19 protein-coding genes and 1 pseudogene are annotated in these 19,779 nt (G+C 29.6%); 14 read left to right on the top strand and 6 right to left on the bottom strand.

From position 1 onward, the window contains the following. Window positions 1-8: 8 nt before the first annotated feature. The 3 genes from AJ882_RS08880 to htrA form a co-directional block, all read right to left on the bottom strand. Window positions 9-1,256 (bottom strand): ArsS family sensor histidine kinase, encoded by a 1,248-nt coding sequence (locus AJ882_RS08880; RefSeq protein WP_002853241.1) that lies wholly within the window; start codon window positions 1,254-1,256, stop codon window positions 9-11. Further along, entirely contained in the window at window positions 1,253-1,927 is a 675-nt protein-coding gene (locus AJ882_RS08875; RefSeq protein ID WP_002853196.1) for a response regulator transcription factor, read from the bottom strand. Before AJ882_RS08875 ends, AJ882_RS08880 begins: the two co-directional genes overlap by 4 nt. Window positions 1,928-2,002: 75 nt before the next feature. Beyond that, the gene (htrA, locus tag AJ882_RS08870; RefSeq protein WP_002860448.1) at window positions 2,003-3,421 is read right to left on the bottom strand and encodes a serine protease HtrA; all 1,419 of its coding nucleotides are present in this window, start codon (window positions 3,419-3,421) and stop codon (window positions 2,003-2,005) included. Window positions 3,422-3,621: 200 nt separating this feature from the next. On the opposite strand from htrA, the gene AJ882_RS08865 reads away from it, so the two are divergent. The 8 genes from AJ882_RS08865 to AJ882_RS08830 are packed head-to-tail and all read left to right on the top strand — an operon-like array spanning window position 3,622 to window position 11,311. Then, the gene (locus AJ882_RS08865; RefSeq protein ID WP_002907589.1) at window positions 3,622-4,515 is read left to right on the top strand and encodes a DnaJ family protein; all 894 of its coding nucleotides are present in this window, start codon (window positions 3,622-3,624) and stop codon (window positions 4,513-4,515) included. A gap of 15 nt (window positions 4,516-4,530) precedes the next feature. Beyond that, window positions 4,531-4,905, top strand: a complete 375-nt coding sequence (gene hspR / locus AJ882_RS08860) for a heat shock transcriptional regulator HspR (RefSeq protein ID WP_011049905.1) — start codon at window positions 4,531-4,533, stop codon at window positions 4,903-4,905. A 6-nt stretch (window positions 4,906-4,911) separates the two neighbouring features. Beyond that, window positions 4,912-6,537, top strand: a complete 1,626-nt coding sequence (locus AJ882_RS08855) for a cation:proton antiporter (RefSeq protein WP_070279749.1) — start codon at window positions 4,912-4,914, stop codon at window positions 6,535-6,537. Window positions 6,538-6,546: 9 nt separating this feature from the next. After that, window positions 6,547-6,879 carry a hypothetical protein gene (locus AJ882_RS08850; protein ID WP_011049906.1) on the top strand — a complete coding sequence of 111 codons (333 nt, stop codon included), beginning with the start codon at window positions 6,547-6,549 and terminating at the stop codon, window positions 6,877-6,879. Continuing rightward, entirely contained in the window at window positions 6,876-7,496 is a 621-nt protein-coding gene (locus tag AJ882_RS08845; RefSeq protein ID WP_011049907.1) for an HAD family hydrolase, read from the top strand. Before AJ882_RS08850 ends, AJ882_RS08845 begins: the two co-directional genes overlap by 4 nt. A gap of 55 nt (window positions 7,497-7,551) precedes the next feature. Beyond that, window positions 7,552-9,546 carry a glycine--tRNA ligase subunit beta gene (glyS, locus tag AJ882_RS08840; RefSeq protein WP_002869645.1) on the top strand — a complete coding sequence of 665 codons (1,995 nt, stop codon included), beginning with the start codon at window positions 7,552-7,554 and terminating at the stop codon, window positions 9,544-9,546. Continuing rightward, window positions 9,543-10,364, top strand: coding sequence for a M23 family metallopeptidase (locus AJ882_RS08835; protein WP_002869646.1), 822 nt, complete (start codon window positions 9,543-9,545; stop codon window positions 10,362-10,364). Before glyS ends, AJ882_RS08835 begins: the two co-directional genes overlap by 4 nt. Further along, window positions 10,361-11,311 (top strand): SAM-dependent methyltransferase, encoded by a 951-nt coding sequence (locus AJ882_RS08830; RefSeq protein WP_070279746.1) that lies wholly within the window; start codon window positions 10,361-10,363, stop codon window positions 11,309-11,311. Before AJ882_RS08835 ends, AJ882_RS08830 begins: the two co-directional genes overlap by 4 nt. Here the strand turns inward: AJ882_RS08830 and AJ882_RS08825 are convergent. Next, window positions 11,308-12,282, bottom strand: coding sequence for an exopolyphosphatase (locus AJ882_RS08825; RefSeq protein WP_002876796.1), 975 nt, complete (start codon window positions 12,280-12,282; stop codon window positions 11,308-11,310). The two genes, AJ882_RS08830 and AJ882_RS08825, sit on opposite strands and share 4 nt — an antisense overlap. A 55-nt stretch (window positions 12,283-12,337) precedes the next feature. On the opposite strand from AJ882_RS08825, the gene AJ882_RS08820 reads away from it, so the two are divergent. Together AJ882_RS08820 and pdxA are read left to right on the top strand one after the other, a co-directional pair. Further along, window positions 12,338-13,111: a pyridoxine 5'-phosphate synthase gene (locus tag AJ882_RS08820; RefSeq protein ID WP_002859302.1), complete on the top strand. Its 774-nt coding sequence runs from the start codon at window positions 12,338-12,340 to the stop codon at window positions 13,109-13,111. Beyond that, the gene (gene pdxA, locus AJ882_RS08815) at window positions 13,108-14,202 is read left to right on the top strand and encodes a 4-hydroxythreonine-4-phosphate dehydrogenase (RefSeq protein WP_011049909.1); all 1,095 of its coding nucleotides are present in this window, start codon (window positions 13,108-13,110) and stop codon (window positions 14,200-14,202) included. Before AJ882_RS08820 ends, pdxA begins: the two co-directional genes overlap by 4 nt. Here pdxA and AJ882_RS08810 read toward each other — a convergent pair. Then, a pseudogene (locus AJ882_RS08810) lies at window positions 14,192-14,793 on the bottom strand (hypothetical protein). The gene pdxA and the pseudogene AJ882_RS08810 overlap by 11 nt on opposite strands. A 112-nt stretch (window positions 14,794-14,905) precedes the next feature. Here AJ882_RS08810 and AJ882_RS08805 point away from each other — a divergent pair. The 4 genes from AJ882_RS08805 (at window position 14,906) to AJ882_RS08790 (ending at window position 18,586) form a co-directional block, all read left to right on the top strand. Further along, window positions 14,906-16,105, top strand: coding sequence for an MFS transporter (locus AJ882_RS08805; RefSeq protein ID WP_011049912.1), 1,200 nt, complete (start codon window positions 14,906-14,908; stop codon window positions 16,103-16,105). A gap of 55 nt (window positions 16,106-16,160) precedes the next feature. Beyond that, window positions 16,161-16,481 (top strand): invasion antigen CiaC, encoded by a 321-nt coding sequence (ciaC, locus tag AJ882_RS08800; protein ID WP_002853224.1) that lies wholly within the window; start codon window positions 16,161-16,163, stop codon window positions 16,479-16,481. 183 nt (window positions 16,482-16,664) lie between these two features. After that, entirely contained in the window at window positions 16,665-17,687 is a 1,023-nt protein-coding gene (gene hemE / locus AJ882_RS08795; protein WP_002859305.1) for a uroporphyrinogen decarboxylase, read from the top strand. Beyond that, a complete protein-coding gene (locus AJ882_RS08790) occupies window positions 17,684-18,586 on the top strand; it encodes a radical SAM protein (RefSeq protein ID WP_002853556.1) in 903 nt (300 codons plus the stop codon). The genes hemE and AJ882_RS08790 overlap by 4 nt, the downstream gene beginning before the upstream one ends. Here the strand turns inward: AJ882_RS08790 and AJ882_RS08785 are convergent. After that, on the bottom strand, window positions 18,583-19,779 hold the full coding sequence (locus tag AJ882_RS08785; RefSeq protein WP_011049913.1) for a hypothetical protein: 1,197 nt from the start codon (window positions 19,777-19,779) through the stop codon (window positions 18,583-18,585). The two genes, AJ882_RS08790 and AJ882_RS08785, sit on opposite strands and share 4 nt — an antisense overlap.

Genomic DNA, 19,779 nt, shown 5'->3' with positions numbered 1-19,779 from the left:
AAATTAATTTACTCCTTAACAATAACACTTTTTAAATTTCTAAAATAAAACAAATTTACCCCATCTTCATATAAATAATCAAGCTTCATTCCATGTGTTTCTAAAATAGTATTTACAATATAAAGCCCTAATCCAAAACTTGATTTTTGTTTTGATCCTTGAGTAAAAGCTTGAGTATAGTATTCTAAAGTATTGTTAAGCTCAGGACCACGATTTTTAAAACAAATATAATCATCTATAATATCAATTTGCACAAACCCATCTTCAGAATGTTTAATACCATTATCTATCATATTTTTAATCGCCGTAGTAAAAAGTTTAAAATCCACATTTACAAAAAAACTTTCTTCCATAAAAATACGTATATTGCTATCATCTCGCATTGCAATTTCTTTGGCTTCATCTAAAACATCTAAAATATTGTATTTTTTTCTATTTATAAAAGCAGCCCCTGAAGTAATTTGCTCAATAGCAGCAAATTCATTAATTAAAATTTCAAGTCTAGTAAAAACCCCATTTAAGCGCTCTTTATATTTATTATCTTCTATCATTTCTAAAGTTAAAAGCCCTTTAGTAATAGGAGTTTTGAGTTCATGCATAATATTTCTTAAAAAAAACTGACGAGATTGGTTTAACTTTCGAATTTGAACAATAGCTTGATAAAAAGCTTCACTTACTTGTGAAATTTCATCCACCCCAGTGCTTACATCTTCTATATCACCAAGCTTTCCTTGGGCAAATTTATCAATTTGTTTTTTAAGTCTTTTAAGTGGTTTTAATTTTTTAAATATATAAATATAAAGCAATACAAGAATACAAATCACAGCTACAGCTATAGCTTTGATAATAAAATACCTATAGGTTTGATAATCTTGATCCTTATAAAGATAAACCTTTCCATCATAAATAATATTTAAATACACCTGTCTATTATAAGAAATAATCTCGATTAAGCCATTGTTAACCTCAACCCTAGCTAAAACATCACCTCTAAAAAGAATTTTACGGATCTGCTTTGCTTCTGTTATCTCATCCATTTTATTATAATTTTTTGTCTGCTCTTCAAATTCTTTTTCACTGATAACTCCTGCAAAATTTAAGAGCCTTGCATTAGCTATCAAAGAATATTTTGTGTTTAATTCTCTAGTATAATTTTGCTGATCGTATTCTATAAGCCACAAAAAGCCAAGTATAACACTAACCCCAGCAAAAATAAAAATAAAAGTTATAGTATAAAAAATCGAAGATTTATTCATTGAGTAAGCTTATAACCTATTCCACGTATAGAGTGAATATATTTTGGAGTTTTTGGATCATCTCCCATCTTTTGACGAATTCTACTGATAATAACATCTATACTTTTATTACTAGAATCCTCACTAATAGAAGAACAATTATAAACAAGCTCTTCACGACTTACCACTCCACCCTCTTTTTTAATCAAATAGCTTAAAATATCAAATTCAGCATTAGTTAAAGTAAGCTCTTGTCCTTTCATGGTAATAATATGCTTATATTGATCATAAACAAGATCTTTTACACTTTTTGCTATGGCGCTTTTTGTATTTGAAATACGTCTTAAATGACTTTTAATGCGTGCTTGTAATTCTTTTGGATTATAAGGTTTTGGTAGGTAATCATCTGCTCCAAGCTCTAAAGCATTAACCTTATCTGTAATATCATGTCTTGCGCTTGAAACAATAATAGGCGTATCATACTTTTTACGAATCTCTTCACACACTTCAAGCCCATCAAGCCCTGGCAAAGAAAGGTCTAAAATGATAAGCTGATATTCTTTTAATGCAAGCTTAGAAAGACCTATATAAGGTTCATGAGCTATATCAACTTTCATATCAAATTTTTCCAAATATTCAGCTGTAATTTCTGCTAATTCTAAATCATCTTCTATCATAAGAATATTTGTCATAGTTTTCCTTTATTTTAAACTTAATTTTAATTTTAAACTAAAATTTATAACGAAAGGAAAATCCTTCCGTTATTTTTATTTAAGCACAAGCAAAGTCGCAAAACCATTGCGATATACCCAAACTTTGGTAAATTCTTTTTTATTAACTTGTTTTAAAGCTTGTTCTAAATCTTTTAAATTTTTAATTTCACTTTGTCCAACACCTATGATAATATCACCCTCTTGGAAACCAGAATTTTTTCCTTTGCTCTTTTCTTTAACACTATCAACCAAAACACCATTAACATCTTTTGGAATTTGCAAACGATCCTTAAGTCTTGGATCTAAATTTCTCAAACTCAAACCATCAATCAAATCGCTTTGTACGCCTTTAGGATTTTCTTTTTCACCTTTAAGAATAAAACTTGCTTGCTTATTTTCTCCATCTCTTTCGTAACTTAATGAAATTTTTTGACCAATCTCTAAAGTTCCTATATAATTTTTAAGATCAATAGGACTTTTTATAACCTTATCATTAACTTTAGTAACTAAATCTCCACGCTTAAGCCCTGCTTCATCAGCACTTGAACCTTTTTGAACATCAGTGATTAAAGCTCCTTCTTGATTTTTGTAAGCTTTTTTAGTATCACCTTGCAAAGCTAAAATAGTCACACCTAAAAATCCTCTATCAATCTTGCCTTTTTCAATAAGTTTTTTAGCTATATCTTTAACCATATTTGAAGGTATGGCAAAACCTATGCCGTTATTTCCACCACCACGAGAAAGAATAGCTGAATTAATACCTACTAAATATCCGCGACTATCCACCAAAGCTCCACCTGAATTTCCTGGATTGATAGAAGCATCTGTTTGTATAAAATTTTCATATTGATTTAAACCTATATTGTCTTTATTTAAAGCAGATATTATCCCACTTGTAACACTAAAACCAACTCCAAAAGGATTTCCAAGTGCAAAAACAACATCTCCTTCCATTAAATCATCAGAATTTGTAAAAGTAATAGCTGAAAGATTATTAGCCTCTATTTTTATAACAGCCAAATCTGTTTTTGGATCTTTACCTATAAGTTTTGCTTTATATTCTATGTCGCTTCCTGGTAAATTCACTGTAATCGTATCAGCATCATCTACAACGTGATTATTTGTTACTATATAACCATCTTTTGAAATAATCACCCCTGATCCCAAAGAACTCACCACTTCTTTATCATTTTTTCCTTTTCTTTGAGGAAAATCAAAATCAAAAAATTGTTTAAAATAAGGATCATTAAAAAAATCATCCAAAGGGCTTGGACGATTTGCTCTTGTAATAGTTTTTGAGGTGGAAATATTAACCACTGATTTTTTTGCATCTTTAATAGAATCATGATAAGAAAGCACTGCATTTCCAGCAGCAGGATTCACACGATTAGCCGTTGCAGTCGATTCGTTAAAATTAATACTTGCAGCAAATAAAGCACTTGCTAAACTTAATGATAAAAAAATCTTTTTCATTTTATTTCCTTTTGTTCTTAAAGATAAATTATCTCGTAAAATATTTTACTGTCTTCATAGTATAAAACCGAAAATTTACAAAATTGTAAATAAAACCTTGAGTGATAAAAATTTATAAAACTTGATTGACTTAGGCTAAAGTTTATGTTATAATTTAATCCTCTATAATAATCAAGTAAAAATTTTTAAGGAAATATAACATGAATAGTTTATACGAAACTCTTGGAGTTAGCAAAAACGCTAGTGCAGATGAAATAAAAAAAGCTTACCGTCGCCTAGCTAGAAAATATCATCCTGATATCAACAAAGAAAAAGGTGCTGAAGAAAAATTTAAAGAAATTAATGCTGCTTATGAAATTTTAAGTGACGAAAAAAAACGAGCTCAGTATGACCAATACGGCGATTCTATGTTTGGTGGACAAAGTTTTCATGATTTTTCAAGAAATACTGGTGGGGTAAATTTGGACGATATTTTAAAAGATCTCTTTGGAGGAGGCTTTGGTGGACGCTCAAGAGGGGGTTTTAACGGCTTTTCTTCAAAAGGCTTTAGCAGTGGTTTTGGAGGATTTGGAGGTTTTGAAGAAGAAATTTTAGACAGCAATCTAGAGCTTCACATTCCTTTCGAAAAAGCTGTTAAAGGCGGGGAACATAGTTTTAATTTTCAAGGCGAAACCATTAAATTTAAAATTCCACATGGTATAAAAGAAGGTGAGAAACTAAGAATTCGCTCTAAAGGAAAACAAAGCAGAAATGGAGCTAGAGGCGATTTAATCATTATTGTAAAAATAGAAGAAAGTCCTATTTACACAAGAGAAGATGATGATTTATATCAAAAGGTTGATATTTCTTTAAAAACTGCACTTTTTGGTGGAAAAATAAATATAAAAACACTCAAAGAAGGCAAGGAAGAAGCAACAATTAACATAACGCCTAATTCAAAAAATAACCAAAAAATTCGTTTAAAAGGTTATGGGGTGCAAAATAGAAAAAGTAATATTTATGGGGATATGTATTTGAATTTAAATGTTGTTTTGCCAAATTTAGATACCCTTGATGAAAAATTTATAGAACTCTTAAAAGAAAAATTACCTTAAAGAAAGGAATAAAATATGGAACAGCATTATGATGAACCTGTATATTTAATCAGTGTTGTGGCTAAAGTTTTAAGCATACATCCACAAACCTTAAGGCAATACGAAAGAGAAGGATTGATAGAGCCAAGTAGAACCGATGGCAAAATAAGACTTTATTCTCAAAGAGATATTGACCGTATTAAACTTATATTGCGTTTAACAAGAGACATGGGAATCAATCTTGCTGGAGTAGATGTTATCTTAAAATTGAAAAACCAACTTCACGAATTTGAAAATTTAATTGATAAACTACGCTTAGAATTAAGCAAACAACAAAATAAAGAAGCGGCTAGTAAAGCCGTTGTTAAGCATAAAAATAGCTTTGATTTGATTTTTTATGAGAAAAAATAAAAAATAATGGATAATTTTTTAGAAATTTTTTTAATCACCGTTGCTATAGCTATAGTTTTAAATGTCATATTTAAAAAATTTGAAATTCCAACTATCATTGGATATATAGCTGCTGGAGAAATCATTTCTGAAATTTATCATTTAAGTGGCAAAGGCGAAATCACTCATATAGCCGAATTTGGTATAGTGTTTTTAATGTTTACTATAGGGCTTGAATTTTCTTTTAAGTATTTAATGGCAATGAAACAAGAAGTTTTTTTAAACGGCTCTTTGCAGATGCTTACTTGTGGCTTTGTTTTTATGTTACTTGCTATAGGAATTTTAGGACTTGGAGATAAAAGCGCTACTATAGTAGGCTTTGCACTAGCGCTTTCTTCAACCGCAGTGGTGCTTAAAATTTTAAATGATAATGGCGATATCAATGAGCAATATGGTAGAAAAGCATTGGGAATTTTGCTTTTTCAAGATATAGCCGTTATTCCTTTGCTTTTGCTTGTAGATATTTTTTCATCCAACAATCAAAACATAGAAAAACTCCTTTTTACCACTTTAATTTCAGCGCTTATTTTAATCACTTTATTATTTTTCATAGGTAAATATCTAGTGGATAGAATTTTTAGACTCATTATCCACACTTCTTCTCAAGAAATTTTTATTAGTACTGTTTTATTTATGGTTATTGGAGCAAGTTTTTTAGCAAATTATTTTGGATTTTCTTATTCTTTGGGTGCTTTTATAGCAGGTGCTTTGATAGCAGAAACAAAATATAAACACAAAATAGAAGCGGACTTGATCCCATTTAGAGATTTGCTTTTAGGGCTTTTTTTCATAACTGTAGGCATGCAAATTCAACTTGATGTAGTGGCACAAAATTGGTTTTTAATCATAGTTTTAACCCTTCTTGTAATGGCTTTAAAATTTGGCATAGTTTTTGGCTTTTTATTTCTTTACACCAAAAAAAGAGTAGCGCTTAAAACAGCTTTTGCCATAGCTCAAATTGGCGAATTCGCCCTAGCAATTTTTTCTCTTTTACAAGCAAAAAATATGCTTGATATCAAAACTTCACAAATTTTAATTGTTGTTTCTATTTTAACCATGATTATCACACCTTTTATTTTAAACAATATAAGAAAAATTACCAATGTTGTAGAAGATATAGCACTTAATACCAACGCTGTGCAAAATATTGACAGCAATATCAAGCTTAAAAATCATCTTGTTGTTTTTGGCTACGGACGCTTAGGACAAGAAGTCGTACAAAAAATCAAAAACACAGGCGTACCTTATCTTGTTTTAGAAAGTGATTTAAATTTAGTAGAACTTGGAGTTAGTCGAGGTGAAAATGTCGTTTTTGCCAATGCTGCTCAAGAAGAAACCTTAAAAATTGCCAATATAGAAGAATGTGCCGTAGCTATTATCACAGTTACAAATGAAGCTAAACTTGAAATTTTATGTCAAGTGCTAGCTAATTATCCAAAACCTATAGACACCATCATTCATGTAAATGGAACTTTAAAAAAGATGCTTTTTTCTAGCATAGATGAAAATATACGCATCATTCGCTCTGAAAAAGTAATCGCTAGAAATTTAGTTCAAGAAGCACTAGAATGCCGCATTCATAAAAATACCTAAGGAAGAATTTTGACAAAAAATGAAGAAAAAGCCTTACGCGTAAAATACCTAAGAAATCTTGAAAAATTTTTCAATGGCGCTATATCTGCACTTAAAAAAGAAGATTTTGATAAAACTAAATTTGAAGAAAGAATGCTAAAAAATGCTAAATTTTTTAAAAAAAATCCCGCGGTAAATCTTAACTCAACCTATGCAAAAAATCTTGAATTTTTTGTCAATGCTTGTTTAGATTTTTCCAAAGAAAAAAGCGAACTTTTAAATCTTGCCAATGCTTTAGATAAGCAAAAAAAACAAGGTGAGAAAAAAGAAAAACACAAAAATTATTTAAAGGATTATGAATGATTAATGTATTTTTTGATATGGATGGAACTTTAATCGATAGCGCAAATGCCATTTCTTGTGCAGTCAATGAAATAAGACAGGATTTAAACCTAGCCCCACTTTCAAGAGAAATCATTATGCAAACCATCAATACTCCTAATATTGACTGGGCAAAAGAACTTTATAATATAGAAAATTTCCATCATTCTAGTTTTAAAGAAGGCTACGAAAAATATTTTGTCAAACACTATGAACAAAGCGTGGTGCTTTTTGAAGGAGTGAAAGAACTGTTAGAATTTTTAAAAAGCAAAAATTGTTTTTTAGCTATTGCTACTAACGCCCCGCAAAGCTCACTTTCAAACATACTTAAAAAACACGATATCATTCCTTATTTTGATAAAATTTTAGGCGTAAGTTTAGGCATAGAACCCAAACCTCATCCTATGATGCTAGAGCTTTTAAAAAGCGAGACTCCATATAAAACAAGCGTTTTTATAGGAGATAGTCAAAAAGATAAAGAATGTGCTAAAAATGCTAATTTGCCTTATTTTCATGCCAAATGGTATCAAAAAAATTTAAAAGAAAATGAATTTAGCAACGCTAGTGAACTTAAAGGCTTTTTGCAAAAGTATTTATAAGTTTTTTAATGAAATTTTAGTTAAAATTAGAAATAAATTTTAAAAAGAGTAAATTATGAGTGAATTATTAATAGAAATTGGTACAGAAGAATTACCTGCTATTCCTTTGCTAAAAGAATTAGCTAATATAGAAAAAAAATGGAACAATGTTTTAGAAGAATACCGCTTGGTAAGTGATTTTAAATTTTATTATACTCCGCGTCGTTTAGTTTTTTTTCATGAAAATTTTGCAGACAAACAAGAAGATAGCTTTGCTGAATTTATAGGAGCACCTAAAAATGTTGCTTATAAAGATGGAGTTTTAACTCCTGCGGGACAAAGCTTCCTGCAAAAAGCAAGGATCAGTGAAAATGAACTCTCTTTTAAAGAAATCAAAGGCAAGGAAGTTTTGTACCATCAAAAAGCTATTAAAGGTTTGCAAAGTCAAGAAATTTTAGGAGAAATGGTAGAAAAATTTCTAAAAAGTCTTAGTTTTGGCAAAAGTATGCGCTGGGGTGCAAATTCTTTTGAATTCATCCGTGCGATCCGTTCTATAGCTTGCATTTTAAATGATGAACTTGTTAATTTTCAAAGCTATGGAGTAAAAAGTACTAAAAAAACTTTCATTCACAGAAGCGTAAGTTATGATTTGCAAGATTTTAACAATGCAAAAGAATATTTTGAACTACTAGAAAAAAACTATATCATCCTTGATCCAATCAAAAGAAAGGAAAAAATACTTGAGCAATTTAAACTCATAGAAAGTCAAAAAAATATACAAATTGGAGAAGATGAAGAGCTTTTAGCTGAAGTAGTTGCTATCACAGAATATCCTAATGCACTTTTAGGAAGTTTTGAAGAAGAATTTTTAGAAATTCCTAGCGAAGTAATCATCACTTCAATGAGAGAAAATCAACGTTATTTTGCAGTTTTTAACGATAAAGGCTTAAGTAATCATTTTATAGTAGTAAGTAATGCAGTATGTAAGGATTATTCAAAAATCATACATGGAAATGAAAGAGTTTTGCGTGCAAGACTTAGCGATGCAATGTTTTTTTATCAAAATGATTTACAAAATGGCTTAAAACCCGAAAAACTTGCCAAAATGACCTATCTTGAAGGTTTAGGCACAATGCAAGATAAAAGTTTAAGAGAGATTAAAATTGCTGAAATTTTATGTCAAATGCTCCATAATGATAAAATCGAAAATATCAGCACAGCACTAAAATACGCCAAAGCAGACTTAGCCACACAAATGGTTTATGAATTTACTGATTTGCAAGGCATTATGGGAAGTTATTATGCGCAAAAAATGGGCTTAGATTATCAAATTTGCTTAGCCATCAAAGAACAATATCTTCCTAATTCCGAACAAGCTCCACTTCCAAGTACAGAATTTTCAAGCATAGTAGCCCTTGCAAACAAGCTTGATACCCTTATAGGACTTTTTAGCATAGGAAAAATTCCAAGCGGAACAAAGGATCCTTATGCCTTAAGAAGAGCTGCCAATGGGATCATTAAAATTGCTTTAAATTTAAATAAAAAATTTGATATCCAAATTTTATTAGAAAAACTTTCAAATCATTATAAAAGCTTTGATATGCAAATTTTAAAAGATTTTATTTTTGAAAGACTTTATACTTTTTATACAGTCAATGCTTCTTTTGTAAAAGCGGTTTTAAGCTCACAAAATACAGATCTTATCCATATCAATCAAAGCGTAAATGCTCTTATAAAACTTAGCAAAAAAGATAATTTTAATGAAAATTTTGCAACCTTTAAAAGACTAGCCAATATCGCCACTAAAAATCCTCATAAAGTTGATGAAAGTCTTTTTGTTCAAGAAGCAGAAAGTAAACTTTACAAAGCTTTTCAAGAAAAAACTAAAGCCAACTCTTTACAAGAAAAACTTGAAAATCTTTTTGCACTTAAGCCTTTTATTGATGAGTTTTTTAATCAAGTGATGATTAATGCTGAAGATGAAAAACTTAAAAATAATCGCCAAGCTTTGGTTTATGAAATTTATGCGGAGTTTTTAAAAATCGCCGATCTTAAAGAGTTAAGCTTATGAAAGCCTTATGGCTTTTTTTAAGCCTTACTCTTTGGCTTTTTGGAGCTCAAAATTTAGAACTCATCAAAGGTCAAGCTTTATTTTTGGAGCTAGATAAGAAAGATTTTTTATCTTTAAAAAATAATGGTAAAAATATTCCCACTTTTACACATCCTAAAAATCAAGAAAAAGTTCTAGCTATTTTTTCCTTACCTTACAAAAATCCCCCGCAAAATACAAAACTTATCGCATTTTATAAAGATAAAAAAGAAGAAATTTTCATAAAAACTTTAGAAGGTAATTATAAAAGTGAAAAATTGCAAGTTGAAAACAAAAAGATTTTTCCACCAAAAACCATACAAGAACGCATCACTAAAGAATTAAAAGAAGCCAATGCGATTTATAGTTCTTATACTCCAAAAGCTTTATTTAACGGTGCTTTTAATATACCTTTAAATTCTTTTATCACAAGTGATTTTGGCAAAGCAAGAACTTTTAATGAAAAAGTAGCAAGTTATCATAGCGGAACGGACTTTAGAGCTGCCATAGGAACACCTATTTATGCAGCCAATTCAGGTGTAGTAAAAATTGCAAAAGATCGTTATTTCGCAGGAAATTCAGTAGTCATTGATCATGGTTTTGGAATTTATTCACAATATTATCATCTTTCTAAAATCGATGTTAAAATAGGACAAAAGATAAAAAAAGGTGAACTTATAGGACTTAGTGGGGCTACAGGTAGGGTAAGTGGGCCGCATTTGCATTTTGGAATTTTAGCTGGAGGCAAACAAGTTGATCCTTTGGATTTTGTATCCAAATTTAATGCTATTTTTCAATGAAATTTAGTGACTTTTTCCATGCTTGGCTCCATGAAAGCTATTATAAAAATGCTGTAAGTATAGGAAAAAACGGAGATTTTTTTACTGCTGTAAGCGTAGGAAATCTTTTTGGCACACTTTTAGCCAAGCATTTTTTAAATTTAATAGATAAAAAAATTTTACAACTCCCTTTAGAACTTGTAGAAATAGGCGCTAATGAAGGATATTTAAGTCGTGATTTTTTAGCCGCTTTGCTTGAATTAAGACCTGAAATTTTTTCTCAAATTTCTTTTTTCGTCATAGAGCCGCATGAAAAATTAAGAACTTTACAAAAAAAGACTTTAGAAGGAGTGGAATTTACTCACAAAAATAGTCTTAAAGAATGCCATTTTAAGAACGCTTTTTTCTTTTGCAATGAACTTTTTGATAGTTTTGCTTGCGAACTTATAGATCATGATAAAATGGCATTTGTAGAAAATTTTAAACTTATTTTTAAAAATATGGATGAAAATTTAATCACAAAATGCAAAGCTTTAAATCTTAAAAAAGGTGAACTCAGTTTAGAGCTTGAAAATTTTTTTAAAGATTTAAACCAAACTTGTGAGAGATTTATATTTTCGGGACTTGACTATGGAACTTTAAATCCACAAAGTTTTAGCTTAAGAATCTATCAAAAGCACGAAGTTTTTAGCCCTTTTGAAGTATCTTTAAAAGATTTTTTCGGCAAAAGCGATCTAACTTATAATGTCAATTTTACTCATCTTCAAAAACTCATCAAAGAATATGATTTTAAACCTTTAGCTTTTAAAAAACAAAGTCTTGCTTTAATGGATTTTGGTTTTGAAGATTTATTAGAATACACAAAAAATAAAAACATTAAAACTTACGAAAGTTTTTTATCTCAAGCTAAAATTTTATTTTTTAATTTTGATGAAAAATTTCATTTTTTCGAATTTCAAAAAAACTAAAATTTTATATTTTTCATACTCGCTAAACAAACCCCCTCCCTTAAACCCTCATCAATGACTAGAAGTTTATGTTTATCAAACAAAGCATAAAACAGCAAACAACCTGCACTCAAATAATTTTTTCTCATCGCGCCTACTTCTTTTATAGCCTTTTTTTCTTCCATATGAAAAAGTTTAATAGCATAATTTAAAAAATCCTTATGGTAAAGTTTTTTGCCATTTACTCTACTTGCTTCATACTTTTCATAGCTTATATTTTGTTTTAATGCGCTAAGTGTAGTAGGAACTCCGGAATTTAAAACCACCGTTTTAACTCCTAAAGAACGAAGCTCCTTTTTAATCATAGCCACCTCATCAAAAGCCCTAAAAGCTAAATGCTTTAAATAGGGATTTGCAATTAAAAAATGGATTTTAAGTTTTTTATCTTTAATATTTATGATAAATTTAGGATATTTTTTTATTAATTTTTTATAAGAAATACAAGATTTATAATAAGAATGGTAATTTTTTTCATAAAAACTAATAATACCAAAATCAAAACTTTTAAAACTTTTTCCAAAAGAAAGCTCACAAGAAGCCCCTCCTAAATCACAATACGCAAACTCTCCCCAAATTTTAAGCCTTCTTAAACCTGATTGCATACCTAAAACACTGATCTTAGCTTCACTTTTGGCATCTATAAGCTTAAAATCAATCCCAAATTCTTTTTTTAAATGGGCAAAAATTTCATTTGTATTGCTTGCCTTTCTAAAAGCTGCAGTCGCTACAGCTCTCGCTTTGCTTAAATCTTGCTCTTTAGCTAAAATACTCAAAGTATTTTTTAATCTTTGTATGGCTTCTTTAGAAATTTCTCCACTTTGATTTAGATTTTTCGCTGCCCCAATAACAAATTCATATTCTTTTAATTTATTTAATTTTTCGTCCATTTGTACTGCTCTTAAAGTATTTGAACCAAGATCTATACCTAACATGACTTTCCTTATTTGATTTTATAGTATAATAGCAAAAAAGTTCTAAAGGAAAAATATGCTTTTAGGTGTAAATATCGATCATATTGCAGTGTTAAGACAAGCTAGAATGGTAAATGATCCTGATCTTTTAGAAGCTGCTTTTATAGTAGCTAGACACGGAGATCAAATCACTTTGCATGTAAGAGAAGATCGCCGTCATGCTCAGGATTTTGACTTGGAAAATATTATAAAATTTTGCAAAAGCCCTGTCAATTTAGAATGTGCTTTAAATGATGAAATTTTAAATTTAGCTCTTAAACTCAAACCCCACCGCGTTACTTTAGTGCCTGAAAAAAGAGAAGAGCTTACTACAGAAGGGGGGCTTTGTTTAAATCATGCTAAATTAAAACAAAGCATAGAAAAACTTCACAATGCAAACATTGAAGTTTCACTTTTTATTAATCCTAGTTTAGAAGATATAGAAAAATCAAAAATTTTAAAAGCCCAATTCATAGAGCTTCATACAGGACATTATGCGAATTTGCACAACGCACTTTTTAGTAATATCTCTCATACTGCTTTTGCCTTAAAAGAACTCAATCAAGATAAAAAAACCTTGCAAGCTCAATTTGAAAAAGAATTACAAAATTTAGAACTCTGTGCCAAAAAAGGCCTAGAACTTGGCTTAAAAGTAGCCGCAGGACATGGTTTAAATTACAAAAATGTAAAACCCGTAGTAAAAATTAAAGAAATTTGCGAGCTAAATATAGGACAAAGCATTGTAGCAAGATCTGTATTTACAGGACTTCAAAACGCTATTTTGGAAATGAAAGAACTTATTAAAAGATGAAAAAACTAGCCATTAGTATAGGCGATATAAACGGCATAGGACTTGAAATTTTAGTGCGTTCTCATGAAGAACTAAGCAAAATCTGCACACCTTTTTATTTTATCCACGAAAGCTTGCTTGATAAAGCTTCAAAACTTTTAAATTTAAAACTTTTTAATGCAAAAATCGTAGCTTTTAAAGATGGAAAAGACTATGAGTTTAATTTTGTAAAAAAAGAAAATTCTCTTGAAATTTACTCTTTCTACCTTCCTTTAGACTTTAAAGTGGATGAAAATTTTGAAATCAAAGCCGGAGAAATAGATACAAAAAGTGGACTTTATGGTTTTTTAAGTTTTAAGGCGGCAAGTTATTTTGTCTATGAAAAACACGCCCATGCCTTGCTTACTCTACCTATACACAAAAAAGCTTGGGAAGATGCAGGACTTAAATACAAAGGACACACCGATGCTTTAAGGGATTTTTTTAAAAAAAATGCCATTATGATGTTAGGTTGCAAAGAACTTTTTGTAGGGCTTTTTAGCGAACATATACCTTTAGCTAAGGTGAGTAAAAAAATCACTTTTAAAAATTTAAGTATCTTTTTAAAAGATTTTTACAAAGAAACGCATTTTAAAAAAATGGGGCTTTTAGGTTTTAATCCTCACGCTGGAGATTATGGAGTTATAGGCGGAGAAGAAGAAAAGATCATGGAAAAAGCTATAGCCTTTGTTAATGCCTTTTTACACTCTAAAAAAGATGAAAAATTTTTCAAAAAAGCCTTAAAAGATGAAAATTTGCAAAAAGAATTGCTTTTAAATTTTAAAGGCAAGGGCGTTTATCTACCCCATCCTTTAGTGGCTGATACAGCTTTTACTAAGACTGGTTTAAAAAACTGCAATCGTTTAGTGGCTATGTATCACGATCTTGCCCTTGCTCCTTTAAAGGCCTTGTATTTTGATAAAAGCATCAATGTAAGTTTAAATTTACCTATCATACGCGTTAGCGTTGATCATGGCACGGCCTTTGATAAGGCCTATAAAAATGCTAAAATCAACACTAAAAGTTATTTTGAAGCGGCCAAATTTGCAATCAATTTACATTCTAAAGCTTAAATTTAGCCCTAGAATCAATCAAATCTTCTTTAGCTAAGCTGTCTATAAAATCTTGCAAATCTTTATTGGTATTTAAACTTTGAGTGAGTAAATTTTCATATTTATCAACTTTATTTTTAAAAATTTGCTCTAAAACTTCTTTAGTCTTTGTATCTTTTTTTGCTCTTTGCATAAGTTCTAATAAAACCTTAATATAAGCTTCTTGCATGCAATCACTTGCATTGAGTAAAGATAAAATAGGATTTTCCCCTGCTTTTGTATTTTGCATATTTTTTATACAAATTTTTCTTTCTTTAAGCATCTTTTTGAAATGGCTTTAAAATCTTTTTTCGTCTTTTTATCTGCTTTTTTTGAAATATTTTGATATAAACTACTATAGATGTTATCTACTAAAGCAAGTTTTTTATTATCAAATTCATTACGCACACCAATTTTATTGCATATCATAAGCTCATCATCACTTTTGCCATCATATTTGATTTTAGAGCAATCAAAACTAGGTTTTACTTCATCTTTATAAATAAGCTCATCAAAACTCAAAGCCCCTAAACTCGCCAAACTTAAACCAAACAATAAAATAATTTTTTTCATTATTTACCTTTAAAATTTTTATTTTATTTTAACAAAAATATTTTGAATTTTTTAAGGAAATTAAGCCTTTATTTTATTATAATGCGTTTTTATTTTTTATAAGGAACTTAAAATGCAAAATTACAAAAAAGCTCTTTTTGCACTAGCTCTTAGTGCTTTTTGTATGGGCGTAACTGAATTTGTTATGGCAGGAGTTTTGGTTGATGTTGAAGCGTATTTTAGCGTAGATGCAAAAACCGCGGGCTATCTTACAACCTTATATGCTATAGGTGTTGTTATAGGTGCTCCTCTTATCACCATACCTTTAAGTCGTTTTCATAGACATACACAACTTTTAATCAATCTTGGAATTTTTGCTCTAGCAAATTTCATCATCTTTTTTAGCCAAAATTTCTATCTTACTGTTTTTGCACGCTTTATAGCAGGAACACAACATGGGGTATTTTTTGTCATTGCCACCTTAGCTGTAAGTGCTATAACTCCAGATGATAAAAAATCAAGTGCTCTAGCTATAATGGTCACAGGGCTTACTGTAGCCTTAGTTACTGGAGTGCCGCTTGGAACTTTTATAGGGCATTATTTTGGCTTTAAATTTATCTTTTTACTCATTTTTATCATTACAAGTCTAGCATTTTTTGGAGTATGGCATATGATGCCCAAAAATTTACATCCTAGCCCAACCAGTCTTAAAAATCTAATCCCTGCTTTTTCTCATCAAAATTTGTTAAAAACTTATACTATAACCATTTGTAGTTGTGGGGCTCAATTTGTTCTTTATACTTATTTGCAAAAAATACTTGTAGAAATAAGCGGTTTTAAAGTCCAAGATACAGCTTATATCTTGCTTTTATATGGAATTTGTGCAATTTGTGGGAATTTATGGGGCGGAAAAATAGTAGATAAAAAAGGTGCTATTTTTTCTTTGCGTCTTATTTTAAGCATACAAGTTCTAGTATTTTTAAGTGTATTTCTCACCATGCATTCTAAAATTTTAATCATTTTTAGCGTAGCTTTGATAGGATTTTTTGCCTTTTCAACCATACCTGCACTAAAAATGCTTAGCATTACTAAAGCTAAACGCCATACCTATAAAGTCATAGACAGTACAGTAAGTGTGAATGAAGCAGCTTTTAATGTAGGCATAGCTTTAGCAAGTTTTTTAGGTGGGATTGTTTTAGCAAGATTGGGTATAGAATTTAATGCTTTATTTTCAGCACTTTTTGTAAGCCCTGCTTTGATTTTTGCCTTGCTTTTTGCCAAAGATAAATTAAATTATAAAAAATTTCAAAGAAAAAGTTTTACAAAGGTATAAATTGGAATAGAAATTGCTTGCTTATTTAATGTAAAGTTAAATAAAGGAGGAGAAAATGGTAGTAGATAATACTCAAAAAACATCAAATGCTATCTTTAGCACCACAACTAAAGTTAAAGAAAAAAATACTTCGGCAGATGAATTTCAAGCCACATTAAATGAAGTAAAAAACAAAGAAGAAAAGGAAGATAAAAAAACAAACTCAAGCAAATTTACTAACGAAGACATTGATCTTGGTGCTGTTAGAGAAGATTTTAGATCTTATGCTTGGCAAAAAATGAGAGAAGATCAATACAAAAAAAATGAGGAGACTTTGCTAAATAAGCTTTTTACTACAATTGACGCAGGAAATGCCACAAACAATACAAAGGCTTAATATACAAATCAATCAAAACTCAAACTACATAAACGAGAATTCCAATAATTCTCGTAAAATTTCTAATAACTCTGGATAAAATGAAAAAATTTATTATTTCCTCTATATGAAGAAAATATAGAAAAATTGACCAATTTAATTTATCAAATTCTGTTATAATTTTGCTAAAAACAAAGGAAAATAATGATTTTTATCGATGCTTGCTTTAAAAAACCTACACCCTACACCCCTATTTGGATGATGCGTCAAGCAGGAAGGTATTTGCCAGAATATATGGAAGTAAGAAAACAAGCGGGTGATTTTCTCTCTTTATGCAAAGACTATAAAAAAGCTTCTGAAGTTTCTTTACAGCCTATTGATATTTTAGATGTAGATGCAGCAATCATTTTTTCAGATATCTTAGTTGTTCCTCTTGAAATGGGTATGAATTTACGTTTTGAAAAAGGAGAAGGGCCTGTTTTTGATAATCCTATTTCAACCCTAGAAGATTTAGAAAAACTTGACGATCAAAATGCACATAAAAAATTAAATTATGTCTATGATGCCTTAAAGCTTACAAGAGAAAAATTATCTCAAAACAAGGCTTTAATAGGATTTTGCGGAAGCCCTTGGACTATAGCTACCTATATGATAGAAGGAAGTGGAAGTAAAAATTATGCAAAGTGTAAAAAAATGCTTTATCAAAACCCAGAACTTTTACATAAAATTCTAAACAAACTAACTCAAGTTTTAAAACTTTATTTAGAAGAGCAAATTAAAGCAGGTGCTAATGCTATACAAATTTTTGATAGCTGGGCAAGTGCTTTAGAATATGATAAGTTTTTTGAATTCTCTTTTAATTATATGCTTGAAATTTCAAATTTTATTAAAAGCAAATACCCAAATATACCTGTAATTTTATTCCCTAAAGGCATTAGCGGTTATTTGGATAGAATCGATGGTAATTTTGATGTTTTTGGAGTTGATTGGAGCACTCCGCTTGATTTAGCACGTGATAAACTATCGCACAAATACACTCTTCAAGGCAACATGGAACCTTGTAGACTTTATGATAAAAATGCCATCAAAGAAGGAGTCGGAAAAATACTAAAAACCATGCAAAATAAAGCTCATATTTTCAACTTAGGACATGGGATCTTGCCTGATATTCCTGTTGAAAATGCAAAATATTTTATCAAGCTTGTACAAGAAAGTTCAGCTAAATGAAAATACTCTTTGGTCCTGTTAGCTCAAGGCGTTTTGGAAGATCTTTGGGTATAGATTTAAGCCCTAGTAAAAAACAATGCAATTTTGATTGTGTTTATTGCGAGCTTGATCCAAAAAAAGCCCAAGAAAAACAGGATGAAATTATCAGCATAGATAAAATTATCTCCGAAGTTAAAGTTATGCTTGAAAAAAATGTTGAATTTGATTTTCTTACCCTTACTGCCAACGGAGAGCCTAGTCTTTATCCTTATTTAAATGAGCTTATTTTATCTTTACGCAGCATTGCTAAAGATAAAAAATTGCTTATTTTAAGCAATGGTACAGCTGTATTAGATGAAGACAAATTTAATGCTTTGCTAAAACTAGATGTGGTCAAATTTAGCCTGGATAGTGCAGTTGCTAAAACTTTTTATCGTATTGATAGAGCTTTAAAAAACATTGACTTAGAAAAAATGATAGAAAAAATGGCAGATTTTAGAGCTAGGTTTAATGGAGATTTGATTATGGAAATTCTAGTTGTTAAAGATCTTAATGACAACGAAGAAGAATTTGAAGCACTTAATCAAGCTTTAAAAAAAATCATGCCTTTAAGAGTTGATCTAAGCACCATAGATAGACCTCCTGCTTATGCTGTTAAAAAAGTAAGCGAAGAAAAACTTTTAGAACTTTCTAAACTTATAGATTCTACTCCCGTACTCTTAGCCAAAAGACATTATGAAGGTGAAAAACTAAGCTTCAATGAAGAAGAATTATTAAAAATGCTTCATTTGCGCTCACAAAGCGAAATAGACATTGAAGTGAAATTTGATGAACAATCCAAAACTCTCTTAAATCAACTTATCAAAGAAAAAAAGGTAAAAATTCTCGATTTAGCTGGAGTTAAATTTTATAAAGTTTAGGCCTTTGGCAAATACTTTCTAAGTAAAGTTATAAGATCATTTCTACTTACATCACTTAAAACTTCGCTCACACAATCAAAATCCCTAACTTTTTCCTTTGAAAAAAAGATGATATGGCTTTGTGGATGCTGTTTTTTATAAGCACTTAGCAAATTTCTCATTTGCTCAAGATCAAATTTAATTAATTCATAATCAAGTAAAATCAAACGATAAGTCTCCTTGCTTAATTCTTGTTTTAATTGACTAAAAGAATTTATACATATATTTTTATCACATTGTTTTTCTATTATATTAAAAAACAAGGTTGCATCAAAATCATTTTGTTTAAAAAGCAATACATTATTTTGATAAGGGGTTTTAAATTTTAAAGTGCAAACCTTATCAAGCTTGTTTTGCAAAATATTTTCAAGATCTTTTTTTTCAAAAGGTAAAGTTAAAAAATACTCATAATGTGTATTTTTATGCCGACCCATCACTATAAAATCATAATTTTTCTTTACATTTTTATTGAAAATTTTATCCTTGATAAAAATCAAATGAAAGTCATTAACATCAAAACTTAAATTTTTAAAACAAGTGCTTTCTACGCCAAAATACGAAAGTAAATTTGCAAGTAAAAAATTCTCAAGCTCATCATTATTAACTATGGCCACACTTGCTTCAAATTGCAAAACCTTTCCATGAGATGTTCCTATAATGCTTTTATGATGCTCTAAAGCCTCATTTAATTCTAATCTAATTTGATCTTTTTGAGAATTTAAGGCATTTAAAATCAAAGAATTAATTTCTTTATTATACCCTTCATTTAAGCAACGCATTGCATTAGATATATTTACAAGCTGATATAAATTTTCCTCCAATAAATGCAAATATCTATCTTTTTCATGGGATATTTTAGTTAAATTTTGGCTCGTAGTTTCAAATTTTTCCTTTAACAAATCAAGCGCACTATCAACATCAATCTTTTTTTGAAAATTTAAAAAATCATTTTGGATGCAAAAAATTTTTTGATATATTTTGTTTATATTTCTATTTTGCCTAAAAGCAAAAATAAAAAGTGTTAAAGATAAAACAAAAATGCTAGAAAACATACCTATTTTCAGTTGTTCAGTAACACTATCAAGCTTTGAGATATCAATACTTAAATACGCTAAAATTAGATTAAAAATAAAAATTATCCCTGCTAATATCAA

The organism is Campylobacter sp. BCW_6461, from assembly GCF_001762735.1.
Lineage (GTDB): Bacteria > Campylobacterota > Campylobacteria > Campylobacterales > Campylobacteraceae > Campylobacter_D > Campylobacter_D jejuni.
This window is presented reverse-complemented; position numbering and strand designations above follow the sequence as displayed.